At 60.3% G+C, this 14,395-nt stretch carries 13 protein-coding genes; 8 read left to right on the top strand and 5 right to left on the bottom strand.

All coding sequences use genetic code 11. The annotated features are described in order from the left end of the window. Window positions 1-223: 223 nt before the first annotated feature. From ilvA to LFL96_RS08605, 3 genes are all read left to right on the top strand, one after another. Entirely contained in the window at window positions 224-1,795 is a 1,572-nt protein-coding gene (gene ilvA, locus LFL96_RS08595) for a threonine ammonia-lyase, biosynthetic (protein ID WP_281000151.1), read from the top strand. A 298-nt stretch (window positions 1,796-2,093) separates the two neighbouring features. Next, window positions 2,094-3,272 carry a 4-hydroxybenzoate 3-monooxygenase gene (locus LFL96_RS08600; protein ID WP_281000153.1) on the top strand — a complete coding sequence of 393 codons (1,179 nt, stop codon included), beginning with the start codon at window positions 2,094-2,096 and terminating at the stop codon, window positions 3,270-3,272. Window positions 3,273-3,481: 209 nt separating this feature from the next. After that, complete coding sequence (locus tag LFL96_RS08605; protein ID WP_281000155.1) at window positions 3,482-3,733, top strand: hypothetical protein; 252 nt, start codon at window positions 3,482-3,484, stop codon at window positions 3,731-3,733. Between the two features lie 19 nt (window positions 3,734-3,752). Here LFL96_RS08605 and LFL96_RS08610 read toward each other — a convergent pair whose 3' ends face one another. The 5 genes from LFL96_RS08610 to kduI all read right to left on the bottom strand — a co-directional run bounded on the left by LFL96_RS08610 (window position 3,753) and on the right by kduI (window position 7,868). Further along, window positions 3,753-4,001 (bottom strand): hypothetical protein, encoded by a 249-nt coding sequence (locus LFL96_RS08610; protein ID WP_281000157.1) that lies wholly within the window; start codon window positions 3,999-4,001, stop codon window positions 3,753-3,755. Between the two features lie 106 nt (window positions 4,002-4,107). After that, window positions 4,108-4,509: a hypothetical protein gene (locus LFL96_RS08615; RefSeq protein ID WP_281000159.1), complete on the bottom strand. Its 402-nt coding sequence runs from the start codon at window positions 4,507-4,509 to the stop codon at window positions 4,108-4,110. 542 nt (window positions 4,510-5,051) lie between these two features. Beyond that, complete coding sequence (kdgR, locus tag LFL96_RS08620) at window positions 5,052-5,966, bottom strand: DNA-binding transcriptional regulator KdgR (RefSeq protein WP_281000160.1); 915 nt, start codon at window positions 5,964-5,966, stop codon at window positions 5,052-5,054. 236 nt (window positions 5,967-6,202) lie between these two features. After that, entirely contained in the window at window positions 6,203-6,973 is a 771-nt protein-coding gene (gene kduD / locus LFL96_RS08625; RefSeq protein WP_281000162.1) for a 2-dehydro-3-deoxy-D-gluconate 5-dehydrogenase KduD, read from the bottom strand. A 58-nt stretch (window positions 6,974-7,031) separates the two neighbouring features. Continuing rightward, entirely contained in the window at window positions 7,032-7,868 is an 837-nt protein-coding gene (gene kduI, locus LFL96_RS08630) for a 5-dehydro-4-deoxy-D-glucuronate isomerase (protein ID WP_281000164.1), read from the bottom strand. A gap of 281 nt (window positions 7,869-8,149) precedes the next feature. On the opposite strand from kduI, the gene kdgT reads away from it, so the two are divergent. The 5 genes from kdgT to LFL96_RS08655 all read left to right on the top strand — a co-directional run bounded on the left by kdgT (window position 8,150) and on the right by LFL96_RS08655 (window position 14,343). Beyond that, complete coding sequence (kdgT, locus tag LFL96_RS08635; protein WP_281000166.1) at window positions 8,150-9,169, top strand: 2-keto-3-deoxygluconate transporter; 1,020 nt, start codon at window positions 8,150-8,152, stop codon at window positions 9,167-9,169. Between the two features lie 551 nt (window positions 9,170-9,720). Beyond that, on the top strand, window positions 9,721-12,642 hold the full coding sequence (locus LFL96_RS08640; protein WP_281000168.1) for a glycosyl hydrolase 108 family protein: 2,922 nt from the start codon (window positions 9,721-9,723) through the stop codon (window positions 12,640-12,642). Then, entirely contained in the window at window positions 12,639-13,310 is a 672-nt protein-coding gene (locus LFL96_RS08645; protein ID WP_281000170.1) for a hypothetical protein, read from the top strand. Before LFL96_RS08640 ends, LFL96_RS08645 begins: the two co-directional genes overlap by 4 nt. A gap of 183 nt (window positions 13,311-13,493) precedes the next feature. Beyond that, window positions 13,494-13,850 (top strand): lysozyme inhibitor LprI family protein, encoded by a 357-nt coding sequence (locus LFL96_RS08650; protein ID WP_281000173.1) that lies wholly within the window; start codon window positions 13,494-13,496, stop codon window positions 13,848-13,850. Window positions 13,851-13,983: 133 nt separating this feature from the next. Next, window positions 13,984-14,343: a hypothetical protein gene (locus tag LFL96_RS08655; protein WP_281000175.1), complete on the top strand. Its 360-nt coding sequence runs from the start codon at window positions 13,984-13,986 to the stop codon at window positions 14,341-14,343. The last annotated feature ends 52 nt before the right edge of the window (window positions 14,344-14,395 follow it).

Raw genomic sequence — 14,395 nt, forward strand, 5'->3', positions numbered from 1 at the left:
GCCCACATGAACTGCCTCGACATCCGTATTGCGCTGATTATTAGCATCATTCATCGAATGGTGGGTTAGCGCGCGTCGACTTGCAGTGACTACGCAGTGACAAAATAACCCGCCCCACGAGGCGGGTTTTTTTATGTCCGCTGTCAGGTTCAAAACCCTGCCTCCTGGTCGATTCCCGCTGTATCGATTCACTCGATTCTTGCCGTTCATTCAGGAGACTGCCTTGCCGTTCCATGAAGTCACCCCGGTGGCCGAAGCCGCCGACAGCGTCGCGCTACGCCACGACTACCTGAAAAAAACCCTCACCGCGCGCGTCTACGACGTGGCCCGCGAGACCGAACTCGAACGCGCGCCGAACCTGTCGGCACGGCTGCGCAATCCGGTCTATCTGAAACGCGAGGACAACCAGCCGGTGTTCTCGTTCAAGGTCCGCGGCGCGTACAACAAGATGGCGCACATTCCGGCCGAGGCGCTGGAGCGTGGCGTGATTACCGCATCGGCGGGCAATCATGCGCAGGGCGTGGCGCTGTCGGCGGCACGCATGGGCGTGAAGGCGATCATCGTCGTGCCGGTGACGACGCCGCAGGTGAAGGTCGACGCCGTGCGCGCGCACGGCGGCCCGACCGTCGAGGTGGTGCAGTTCGGCGAGTCGTACAGCGATGCCTACGCTCACGCGGTGACGTTGCAGGAAGAACGCGGCCTGACCTTCGTGCATCCGTTCGACGACCCGTACGTGATCGCGGGACAAGGCACCGTCGCGATGGAAATTCTCAGCCAGCACCAGGGGCCGATCCACGCGATCTTCGTGCCGATCGGCGGCGGCGGGCTCGCGGCGGGCGTGGCCGCGTACGTGAAATCGGTGCGTCCGGAGATCAAGGTGATCGGCGTGCAGACCGACGATTCGTGCGCGATGGCGATCTCGCTGAAAGCGGGCGAACGGGTCACGCTGAATGAAGTGGGCCTGTTCTCGGACGGTACGGCGGTCAAGCTCGTGGGCGAGGAAACCTTCCGGCTGTGCAGCGAATATCTCGACGACGTGCTCACCGTGAACACCGACGCGTTGTGCGCCGCGATCAAGGACGTCTTCCAGGACACGCGCAGCGTGCTTGAACCGGCGGGCTCGCTCGCCGTGGCCGGCGCGAAGCAGTATGCCGAGCGTGAAGGCATCGAGAACCAGACGCTGATCGCGATCACGTCGGGCGCGAACATGAATTTCGACCGCATGCGTTTCGTCGCCGAACGCGCCGAGGTCGGTGAAGCGCGCGAAGCGGTGTTCGCGGTGACGATCCCCGAAGAGCGCGGCAGCTTCAGGCGCTTCTGCGAACTGGTCGGCACCCGCAGCGTCACCGAATTCAACTACCGGATCGCGGATGCGAACTCCGCGCATATCTTCGTCGGCGTGCAGATCCGCAATCGCAGCGAGTCCGCGCAGATCGCGGGCGCGTTCGAGGCGCACGGTTTCGCCACCGTCGACCTGACCTTCGATGAACTGTCGAAGCAGCACATCCGCTACATGGTCGGCGGCCGCTCGCCGCTTGCGCATGACGAACGGCTGTTCCGTTTCGAGTTTCCGGAACGGCCGGGCGCGTTGATGAAGTTCCTGTCGTCGATGGCGCCGAACTGGAATATCAGCCTGTTCCATTACCGGAACCAGGGCGCGGACTACAGCTCGATTCTCGTCGGCATTCAGGTGCCGGAGAGCGAGAACGCCGCGTTCGACCAGTTTCTCGCGACGCTGGGTTATCCGAACTGGGAAGAGACGCAGAACCCGGTGTATCGCCTGTTTCTCGCGTAGTTTGTCGCGTCGGGGTTTACCTTGAGCCCTGCGCATGCCATCGCTTTCGACGGTCTTCCGGCGAACGAGCCACAAGCTCCGCCAGGACAGCGTTAGCGCGCATCGACATCTTCGTGCGCACAAGCCGACGCCTCACCGTTATCTCAAATCCGCATACAAGCTATCCGCCTTATCGCGTTGCGCGATACGGGACGCGATCGTCACACTGGACGCACTTCGAACGTTGCGTTCGCAATCAAATGCATGAGGCCACGCAAGACGCTCATACGTCGACGCGGGCCGGCATAGGAGACGACACATGCGCACCCAGGTTGGCATCATCGGTGCGGGTCCGGCGGGCCTGCTGCTTTCCCATCTGCTTCATTTGCGCGGTATCGAGTCGGTCGTACTCGAAACGCGTTCACGCGAGCAGATCGAATCCACCATTCGCGCCGGCGTGCTCGAGCAGGGCACCATGGATCTGCTGATCGAGGCCGGCGTCGGCGCGCGCATGCAGGCCGAGGGCGCGTTGCATCACGGCTTCGAACTGGCGTTCGAAGGTCAGCGGCATCGTATCGATCTGACCGGACTCACCGGGCATTCGATCACCGTGTACGCGCAGCACGAAGTGATCAAGGATCTGGTCGCGGCACGCGTGGCCGCGCATGGCGCGCTGCGCTTCAACGTGTCGGACACGTCGATTCACGGCATCGAAACCGACACACCGTCGATCCGTTTTCAACACGAAGGCGCGACGCACGAGTTGCGGTGCGACTTCGTAATCGGTTGCGACGGCTCGCAGGGCGTGTCGCGCAAGGCGATTCCGCAGGCATTGCGGCGTGACTTCGAACGCGTGTATCCGTTCGGATGGTTCGGCATCCTGTGCGAAGGGCCGCCTTCATCGGAGGAGTTGATTTACGCGCGGCACGAACGCGGCTTCGCGCTGATCAGCACGCGCTCGAAGAACGTGCAGCGCATGTACTTCCAGTGCGATCCGCAGGACTCGGTCGAGCATTGGTCGGATGATCGAATCTGGGCCGAGCTGCATGCGCGCGTCGATTCGCACGACGGCCGGCACGTCGTGGACGGCAAGATCTTTCAGAAGAACATTGTCGGCATGCGCAGTTTCGTATCGGCGACGATGCAGCATGGCCGCCTGTTTCTCGCGGGCGACGCCGCGCATATCGTGCCGCCGACCGGTGCGAAAGGGATGAACCTGGCGGTCGCCGACGTGCGCGTGCTGACCGACGCATTGAACGCGTTTTACCGCGACGACTGCACGGATCTGCTCGACAGGTATAGCGAAACGGCGCTCAAGCGCATCTGGCGCGCCGAGCATTTCTCTTACTGGATGACCAGCATGATGCATCGCATGGACGGTGCGTCGCCGTTCGAACAGCGCCTGCAGGTGGCCGAGCTGGAGTATGTGACGAGTTCGCGCGCGGCAGCCACGGCGATGGCGGAGAACTATGTGGGCGTGGCCGGCGCGCACGCGTAGAGGTCGAGGGAAGGGCGAACGGAATGCAAAGCAATAGCCCTTCATTGTCGTGCCGGAAGCAACACTGAATTCAGGTTTGGCGGATTTATCCCGTATCGGCGCCCACCTACACTGTGCTCATCGCTGCCGAAAACGTCCCACGAGGCTCCCAAGGCCCCATTCGCAGCGCGTATAGAGGCAGAGTCGAGACACATTCTGGAGGTGGTTTCATGAAGTCGCTCATTCAAGCCGCGGCCCTCGCGGTGGTGCTGGCGGCACCGGTCGCTTCGTTCGCGCAGGCGTCGATGCAGCCGGCCACGCAGGATACGCAGGCGGTTCAAACGCAATCCGCCGGTCAAGCGGTTGGCGCGCAGGCGGCCACTAGCGGTTATGGTTCTGGAAGTCGCGGTACGTGGCAAGCCGGTGCCGCCAACGAGACGACGGTCAGCTCGTATTCGCCGCCGATCTACAACGCTCGTTAGGACCCGATAGTCGACGCATTCACTGCGCGCCGAGCAAGGTCATCTCGTTGCGCAGCAGGGCCATCAGATCGTCGTCGGTTGGCCGCGTGCCCCAATGCCGCGCGCCGGCCACCGACGCGATGGCCATCCACGAATGCGGCGGAAACCATTCGCGCAGCAACGCGCCGTCCCGCCGCAGACACAATTGCCCAGTCTGTTCGCTGTATTCGGCGCAGACGACCTGGTCGTCGATGTGCGCCGTGACTCGTCGTGTTTCGGTGCGTAGCAAAACGTCGCTCCTATGATGCGTGTGGCGCGAGGTGGTCCGAGTATGCCGCGAGTATGCCGCGAGAATGCCACGCGGCTTCGTCGGCGACGTTGCCTACGCGCAGGCGTCAATGGTCGCCGTTGCCGTGCCAGCCGCCGTCGCGGCCATCGGGGCCGTGCCAGTCGCCGCGCGGGCCATGCCAGTCGCCATGCGGACCGCGCGCGTCGTGCCACTCGCGTTCATCGCGATGGCGTGCTTCCCACTCGCGACGCTCCCAGTATCGATGTCCGTCGTAATAGCGTTCGCCGTACCAGCCCGGCGCGACCACGACGACCGGCGGCGCCGGCGCATACACGGGCGGCGGAGGCGGCGCATAGACCGGTTCCGGCGCGGGTTGCGGTGCATAGACGACACCGGGCACGCCGATGTTCACCCCCACGTCGACGTGCGCGAACGCGATCGACGATGCGCCGATTCCCAGACTCGCGACGATGCTCATCGCCAGCCAGCGGCTACGTGAATTGCTCATGTGTTGTTCTCTGTTTTTTCGATTGAGTGTGGAGACCGCGATGTGTGACGCCGCGTCGTGACGGCTTAGTAATGATCGTGGTAGTAGTGGTCGTGATAGCCGCCGCCTGCCGGCACCACGATGCAGCCGCCGAGCGCGCTGCCGAGCGTGAGGGCGAGAATGACCAGCGCGAGAATTCGTTTCATGATGTTGCTCCGTAGCGTCGTGTGACTGAGTGATCGAACTCTACTGAGCGGCGTCATTACCGATGTGTTCGTGTGTAACAGGACGTGTCGATGCCGCACGATGCCGGCGCGGCATCGTGGGTGGTGGATCGGAGCGGGTGTACGTATCGCGCTGACGGCCGGTCATGGCGGCGAGCGCCGCCAAGCCCTTGAGCACGCTATGAAAAGCGCAGCGTGGCCGCGCGTTGTGGCGATTGATGAGAATAAAGCGGGCCGCGCGCGAACGTCCGCTAACTACACCGCATCATGCGGCACGCGGGTACGCCGCGGCGGATACATTCGGTTGCAGACTGAGGACAGCGCGCAACGCGCCGCTGTCTATCGCTGCTCGACGACAACCGCCGGCGCCGTTGCCGGCGCAGTCTCCGACGCAATGCCGCGATACCCGAGCCGCGCGGAAATCGCCTCGCCCGACTGCTTCAGCAGCGTGACGTAGTGCGCCTTCGTATCGGCGCCGCAGCGCATGGTCGGAAACGAAATAGACAGGCCGGCGATCACGCGGCCGAAGCGGTCGAACACCGGCACCGCGAGACAACGCAAACCTTCTTCCTGTTCCTCGTTATCTTCGCCATAACCCTGTTCGCGCACGCGCGGCAGAATGCTCAGCACGGCGTCGGCGGAGGCGAGCGTCTTCGGCGTCGACTTGCGGAACTCGACGTGCGAGAGCACCTCGCGGGCGTCCGCCGGTTCCATCCACGCGAGCAGCACCTTGCCGATCGCCGTGCTGTGCAGCGGATTGCGCCGGCCGATCCGCGATTGCATGCGCAGGCCGTAGTCGGCATCGATCTTGTGGATGTAGATGATCGCGTCTTCGTCGAACGCGCCGAGGTGGACGGCCTCGCGCGTGAGCGCGCCGATGCGGCGCATTTCGATGTCGGCTTCGCGCACGAGGTCGACGCTTTCCAGCGCCCGCGCGCCGAGTTCGAACAGACGGATGGTCAGACGGTAGCGTTCGGTTTCGACTTCCTGGGTCACGTAGCCGAGCGCCTTCAGCGTCTGGATCACGCGATGCACGGTGGTCTTCGACATGCCGAGCCGTTGCGACAGTTCGCTGATGCCGATCTGTCCGCGCTCGCCGATCGCACCGAGAATCGCGAATACCCGGCCGATCGACGAAGCCGATTCGCCGCGTTCTCCACCGGCGCAGTCCGCGTCGTCCATGCTGTCCGCGCTGTTTGCGGGGTGACGCGACGTGGCGTCGTGATCCTTGCGCTGTCTGCTCGTTGTTGCCATTTCCGTGATTCCCTCGCTGATTCATGCTGCCAGGCGTAGCCGCCGCCTGTGTTGCGCGTTCGTTTCCGCGCACATGGAGTGCCGCCGCCATAACGCGGCGTGCGCGACGGTCCTGTCGCGTGGCTTCCCTGCGCTCGCGGCGCGCCGAGAGCATACCGCGTTCGGCACGTGCGCCGGAACCCGACGCGGCGCCACCACCGGGCGGCTACCGCATGAGCGCGCGGCTGACGCGCCACCTAGCGCGCCAGCCATCCGCCATCCACCGCCAGCGTATGTCCGTGCACATAGTCCGACGCGGACGACGCCAGAAACACCACCGGTCCCGCGAGATCCTCGGGCGCGCCCCAACGGGCCGCCGGAATGCGCGCGAGGATTTCGTCGTTGCGCTGCGCGTTATCGCGTAGCGCGGCCGTGTTCGCGGTCGCCATGTAGCCCGGCGCGATCGCGTTCACGTTGATGCCCTGCGCGGCCCATTCGTTGGCGAGCAGACGCGTGAGGCCGAGCACGCCGCTTTTCGACGCGGTGTACGACGCGACCCGTATGCCGCCCTGAAACGACAGCATCGACGCCACGTTGATGATCTTGCCGCCGCCGCCTTGCTCGACGAAGCGGCGCGCGGCGGCTTGCGACAGAAAGAACAGGCTCTTCAGGTTGACGTCCATCACCGCGTCCCAATCGTCGACGCTGAACGCGAGCGCGTCCTCGCGGCGGATGAGGCCCGCGTTGTTGACCAGCACGTCGATGCGCCCGAACGCCTCGACGGCGGCGCGCACGATGTCCTCGACCGGCGCCACCGACGCGAGATCGGCGCGCACGTCGGCAAAACGCCGTCCGGCGGCCGCGACGCGCGCGGCGGTGTCGCCCGGATCGGCACGGCTCACGCCGACGATGTCGCAACCGGCGGCGGCGAGCGCGACCGCCATGCCGGCGCCGAGTCCGGTATTGCTGCCGGTGACGATGGCGACCTTGCCGCTCAGATCGAAAGGGTTCACGGTAGTCGGGCTCATGTCGTGGATGCGCAGAACGGGAGGGCGGCAGAAAGCGGATTCATGGTCAGGCGCGCCATTAACGCAACGCGCTGACCGCGAGGTGATCCATGTCGCCGAACACCTGGTTCTCGCCGACCATCCCCCAGATGAACGTGTACGCGCGCGTGCCGACGCCCGAGTGGATCGACCAGCTCGGCGAGATCACCGCCTGCTCGTTATGCACGAGGATGTGCCGCGTTTCGTGCGGCTCGCCCATCATGTGGAAAACGGCGGCGTCGTCGGCGACGTTGAAATAGAAATACACCTCCATGCGCCGTTCGTGGGTGTGGCACGGCATCGTGTTCCAGAGGTTGCCGGGTTCGAGCTTCGTCATGCCCATCGACAACTGACAGGTGGGCAGCACCTCGGGCACGATGAACTTGTAGATGGTGCGGCGGTTGCTCGTGGCCGGGTCGCCGAGCGTTTGCGGCGAGGCCTGCGCGAGCGAGATCGTGCGGGTGGGATGCGACTCGTGCGCCGGCGCGCAGTTCACGTAGAACTTCGCCGGATGCGCGAGATCGTCGCTGCCGAACGCGACCGCCTGCGCGCCCTTGCCGATGTAGATCGCCTCTTCGTTGCGCACCGGGTAGCGCTTGCCGTCCACCTCCACCCAGCCGTCGCCGCCGATGTTGATCGCGCCCAACTCGCGCCGTTCCAACAGATAGCTCACGCCGATCGCCTTGCCGAGCGCACCCGGTACTTCGACCGCGCGCGTGACCGGCCACACGCCGCCGACGATGATCCGGTCGATGTGGCTATACGTGAGTTTCAGCGTATCGCGCTCGAACACCTGGTCGACGAGGAACTGCTTGCGCAGCCCTTCGGTGTCGAGCGTCTTCGCGTACTCGCTGTTGATGGCCTGGCGCACTTCCATGGTCTGTCGTCTCCGGTTGAGGGGGCAGCTTCGTGGCCTCGACTGTAGCGCAAATTCAGATTTCGGAACATCGGTCCGAAAATATTGCGACGCGTCATCAATGCCGGAAAGGCTTTCGTGGCGTGCTCGGGTAAACGATAAACACGAATGCACACAAAATCGGAACGACGTTCCTATCTCGATGCTATATTGCGCCGAAAGGGAGCAGCCCGGCGTCAGAACGGGACACCAACAGGGTGATACGTCACCCGACAACTGGACGCGAAGTCCATGGAGGAGGCATGAAGCTCAAGAAGGCCATCGACCGCGTTCCTGGCGGCCTGATGCTGGTGCCGTTGCTGCTCGGCGCCTGTGTTCACACGTTCGCGCCGGGCGCGGGGAAATATTTCGGCTCGTTCACCAACGGCTTGATCACCGGCACCGTGCCGATTCTCGCGGTGTGGTTCTTCTGCATGGGCGCGACCATCGATCTGCGCGCCACCGGCGTGGTGCTGCGCAAATCGGGCACGCTGCTCGTCACCAAGATGCTGGTCGCGTGGATCGTGACGCTGATCGCGGCGCACTTCATTCCCGTCGACGGAGTGAAGGCCGGACTGTTCGCGGGGCTCTCGGTGCTGGCGATCACGACGTCGATGGACATGACCAACGGCGGCCTCTACGCGGCGGTGATGCAGCAGTACGGGACCAAGGAGGAGGCGGGCGCGTTCGTGCTGATGTCGGTCGAGTCGGGGCCGCTCGTCAGCATGATCATTCTGGGCGCGACCGGGGTCGCGTTCTTCGAGCCGCGGCTGTTCGTGGGCGCCGTGCTGCCGTTTTTGATCGGCTTCGCGCTCGGCAATCTGGATGGCGAATTGCGCGAGTTCTTCGGACGCTGCGTGCATCCGCTGATTCCGTTTTTCGGTTTCGCGCTGGGCAACGGGATCGATCTGAACGTGATCGTCACGAGTGGCTTGCCGGGGATCGCGCTGGGGCTCGGCGTGATCGTCGTGACGGGGATTCCGCTGATTTTCGCGGATCGCTGGATCGCGGGCGGCAATGGGGCGGCGGGGCTGGCGGCGTCGTCGACGGCGGGCGCCGCGGTCGCGAATCCGGCGATCATCGGCGAGATGATTCCGCGCTTCAAACCGCTGGTGCCGGCGGCGACCGCGATGGTCGCGACGGCGTGTCTCGTCACCGCGATTCTGGTGCCGATTCTGACCGCGCTATGGGTGCGGCGGCATCATGCGCGCGATGCGCTGCGTGAGGAGTTCGAGGCGGCGAAGGCGCCGCCGTTGAATGAGCAGCGGGATGTGCACGTGTGATGGGGTGAGGTGAGGTTAGGTTAGGTTTAGGTTAGGGCGGGCGCGAAGGTGGCGCCCGCTTTGTTGTCTGCTTTGTTTTTAGATTGACTGATAGGCGGTAGTTCGACTCACCGCCGCATCTTTCCCCCAGAGTAGATCGTTGCCTCGTGCTCATGCCCGAGCGCTTTGCCAATTGACTCAGTCACCTCTCTTTCGATTGAAACGGTCGTGAGGTTAGGTTGTCTTCGGTCGATTTATTCATTGTTCAATTGTTTGTATGTTTATTTAAATATGAGATTTTTTAAGATTATTCTTGTGTTTGTTTTTTCAAAAAATCACAGTTTTATTCTGTGTTGTATGTCATATTAAACATTGACGGTTTAGTGTTGGTCGAGTCCGTGCGAATTGGGTAATTTGTCGGGCTGGGTAATTAATGATTGTTGCGTTGATAATGGTATGTCGGATTTTCATCAAACAAGGGTGTGAAATGAGATCAAGCGAATAACGGCGCCGTTGGAGAAAGCGTTGCATTTGTCCCGGGTACATATGAATAAAAGTCGCCATTACCGCTCATGAGCAATTCGCACCAAGGTACGCCTCCCTCTCATCCCACGCACTCGCCGCAAGCTTCGGCGACATCCGCCGCGCCAGCTGCAGCGCCTTATAAGCCGCTGAGCTTTAGCTATCCGTTCGCGCCAGCAGGCAAGGACGACGCGACAGATCCGATGATCTATATGAAGGCACTCGGCAATGCGCGGAACGGTTTCTATCCTTTGGGCGTAAATGGGATGTGGCACGGCGGCATTCATTTCGACGGTAATACCGGTAACGTGCTCAGGCAGGACGTGGGTATCCGCGCGATAGCGGATGGCGAGGTGGTGGCTTACCGGCTCGATTCGAAATACCCTGTGCTCGAATATAAGGACACGCGTTTGGCGTCGTATTCCACGGGCTTCGTGCTGATTCGCCACAAGCTGCAGCTTCCGCCGCCACTGAAACCGGACAGCGCATTGCCGAATGCATCCGGTGCATCCAGCGTGCCGGTTGCACCGGCCACTGCAGTCAGCGCAACGAGCGTCCCGGTTGCCTCGACTAGTCCCCTTGCTCCTGCGCTTCCCGCGCAAGCGCCCGCTGCCGACACGCTCGTATTTTTCAGCCTGTACATGCATCTGTTGGACTGGGGCGGATATGAACTCGCGATGGACGCCGGAAAGAAAGCGCCTGTTGACCCGCATGCTCCGCAGGTGCAGCCGTTGCCGTTCTGGGAGGGCGACCGATACTACCGCGTCGGTGCAAAGGCAAAGGACAAACAGGACGTGCCGAAGCGAAAGGCCATTTCCTTCATGACGCAACAGGCGGGTGGCTGGAACGGGGCGGACAGCGACTCCATCGGAGTTCCGATGCAGAGTGATTTCAAACTGCCGTCCCTAGCCGCAGGTAGCGCTCCGCATCCGACGCCTGTTTCAGGCATCCGCGTGCGTGATGCCGCCAACGGACGGATCATCGGACTGCTGCCGACAGGTTCAGAACTGATTGTCTCCACAACGGAAACGTCGAACAAACCTGGCTGGGGGAAGATCGCGAAGATAAGAAGCGGTACGCCCGTTGGGGCGATGGCGGGGCAGTCGCCGTCTCCACATGTGCCGTATGGCTGGGTGTATGTCAAGGAACTGGACTTTGTGGTTGATCCGAAACCACTCGATCAGGTGGTGGTGCTCAAGACGCCGTTTCCCGTGGCGGCGGGGACCGTGATTGGCTATCTCGGCCAGTATCAGGATTACGCGGATTCGAGTCCGTTGCCGCCGCAGCGAACGCATCCGATGTTGCATCTGGAGACGTTCGCTGGGCCGGACTTGCCGGAGTTCATCAACAGGAGCAGGGACCGTGTGAAACAATCGCCTCGGGCACAGACGAAAACGTTTCTGGAAATTTTGCCTGGCGCACTGCTTGTAACGGACATTCCCGAACCCGATCAGACGCTGACACCAACGTCAATGCAGCCTAACCTGCATCTGGTGCCTGTTGGTGATGTCGAGGGATCACGCTGGGTCAGAGTACAACCGAAAGTGCGTCATCAGCCGACGGCGCCGGCGGCACCCCATCAACCTCATCAGGGGATTCATAGCGGACATCACGCTGGACATCATCCGGCGCCCGTCCTCGATAACCTCGGGACGCCATTGTGGGTCGAGGCCAATCTTGCAAATACGGTGACGGCGATGGCTGTTAAAGGCTGGAAGGAATTCCCGTTAAAAATCGCGAACGCAAAAGGACCCGCCGCGGATTTCCGGGATGTGTTTCGTCGAGTCGATCTTGACAAGCTCGGCCTTGAGAATGTTGCGAAGGATGACAGCAGCCCGACGCAGCACTGGTGGAACATCACCATCGGCACAAAGGACGGCGCGACGCGACAAGGCTGGGTGTGCGATACACGGCATCCGCTCACGCGCCTGTGCGGGCCGTGGGACTGGCCTGGTTTCGATCTGGTCGACAGCAGCAGCACCAAGCCGCTCGACATGCTCAAGCGCTACCTGTACGTGACGGAACGGTTGATCAAAGGCGAGGACAAATCGGAGTTCGAGCCGAGCATGTCGCTGGTGAATGCGGGCGAGCTCATCACCAAGTTGGAAAAGGCCATCGATACGAATCGCGACGGCAAGATAACGGCGCTGGAATTGAAGGCCGCGCAGCAGACGCGGTGGCTAGCCGAGGCGATTTCGCACCTGGTGGTGCGATACGAAAGCGAGTGGGGTGGCGACCCAGGCAAATGGGACGCGCTGTCGCCGCTGATGAAGAAGCTGCTATGGCTTTGGAAGGGCGAGCTTGAGCGCATCGGTAAGTTGCAATGGTGGGAGCAGATTAGCGGCGTCGACAGCTTCCCGACCACGCCAACACCGTGGCATTTCCATCCGATTGGGTTGGTTGGCAATTTCATTGACGGTGGTTGCGATTGCGCAGCTCAATTCAAGAAAATATCGGCGATCATCCTGAAACATGAGGGAGGTTTTGTTAACTCCCAAACAGACAACGGCGGGGCGACAAATCACGGAATCGCCTGGGCGGCGTGGCAAGCCTATGCCAAAGAAGATCTCGGTCTAGAGCCAACCCTTGATAACTTGAGGGCTTTGAGCGAGACGCAGGCGGAAGTTATTTATCTCAAGCGCTACTGGGAGCCCAAGGGATTTTGCAAATTTCGGGATGCGCGCGTAGCCTTGATGGTTTACGACTGGACTGTAACTTCGGGTGGCGCCGCTAAACAGATACAAATGATGCTTAATCAAAAATACAATTCCGCGGTTTCAGAGGATGGCGGCATGGGTCCTCAAACTGTGAATGCGCTCGTCTCGGTTCCTGATCAGGACAAACTGCTTTCCGACATAACGACCTTGAGAAAAGCGTATTACAACCAGTTGGTAGTGAATGACCCAAGTCAGATCGTTTATCTTCAGGGTTGGCTCAATCGTGTAGACGACTGCCTTACGGTGAGCATATGAACAAGATATCTTCGGCTCTAATCCCGATAAAGATGATTGTCGGCATCGCACTCGCTTACTCCGTAAACGTTGTCTATGCTCAGGGTCCGTTCTCGGGCGACTGGAAATATGTAGAACGTGCTGATGCCTCCGGAAAACCCTACTCCACATTTGAGGTGAGATTGACGGAGAGCGCCGACGGTCGGCTCCAAGGCGCCTACTGTTTCGTAACCCAGAGCGGCAACCGGATCGACTGTGATCCGGATCGTAAAGCGATCAACATAACTGGTCGTGTCGCGACAGACGGCCGGTCAGCCGAAGTTCACTTCTACTCGTTTTTCGGCGGAAAGGACGGGGTCGCCGAGCTTGCGACGACGGATGACGAGCTGAATTGGCGAGTCATCCAAAACCCTCGTGGCGATTTCTTTTACGGTCCCTACAAAGTCAAACTACAAAAAGAGCCAACTGACGAACATCGTGGCGAGCGCCAGGTCAAGGCTGCTAAAGCGTATTTATACGATCAGCCGTCCACATTGCCAGTTGCCAGGACTTACGTGGTGAAGGGGGACTACGTAAAGCTACTACGCGTGTCGGACGATCTTAAGTTTTGGAGGGTGGAATATGTCAGTAACAGTGGTGCCGTGATCGAGCGTTGGATCGACTGCCGTGCGATAGCATTCTGTCCTTGAACAAAAACCGCGCTTGCGTTTCCGGCTGCAAGCATTTTTTCACGGGTGCCGGAATCGCGGGCAATTGGAAACGGACATGCGATGCATGTGCGTGGAACGACGCAAGGACTGATATCTTCCAGACCAGATTTTTATACGATTGAACTTCCAAAGTTATAAGATTGGCGATCTATCGAGGATGCGATGAGAAAAATAATTTATTTGATAATTTTTTTGTTCCCGTTGAGTTCGTTTGCCAAAGCGTGCGCCGGCGATGGGAATGTGTATGATGATTTGTCTTGCGCTGATCGCACTCTGGATAGCTCAAAGAAAGAGCTTAATGCAATCTATAAAAAAATCTATTCATTCACGCAATACAAGAATGAGCTCGAACAGTCACAGAAGGTCTGGCTTGATTATAGGGAAAAGCAGTGTAATGGCTATATAGCAGCCGAGGCTTCACAGTCGCAAGGCGTTGGTGCTGGGTCGATTGTGAAAGACTGTCTTGTCGAGATCACCAGGCAGCGCGTAGATTATCTGAAAACGCTTCTCGAGAAATAGTGTGTTGGCGCGATGAATTTTATGCGTGTTGCCGATAGTGTCGACTATGGAATGTGGTGCAAACAGGCGCGCCAGGATATCAAAAAAACAAACGAAACGCTAAGTAAGCGTATTCCAATCTCGAGGATTTACGGTGAAAAAATTGATTTTTGTTGGGGCTTGCTTATTTTCTTTGCTGCAGGCAGCGATTGGCCACGCGGCAAACCTGAGCGGCTACGGGCTTCCGTCGATACAGGAACGCGAAAAATATGATGAAGTTAGATCAAAAATGCTAAAAAACGGATGGAGCCCCTATCACGCGCCTGATGCGCTTGAATGCCAGAATGGCGATAAGCGATGCGTGGGCAAACCGGAAATGGAGGCTTGCTCAGATGTCGAGCAGGCGCCATGTGCCTGGTTATGGAAAAAAGGTAATAAATACGTTGTTGTGCATACGGTTTATGGCGACAGCGCAGATATTTACGTCAATGTAATGAAATATACAAAACGCTAAAGAGTATTTTTCTCGAGAACGTTATTGGTGTAGACGACAGCCCCGAGCATGG

It is taken from the genome of Paraburkholderia sp. D15, assembly GCF_029910215.1.
Lineage (GTDB): Bacteria > Pseudomonadota > Gammaproteobacteria > Burkholderiales > Burkholderiaceae > Paraburkholderia.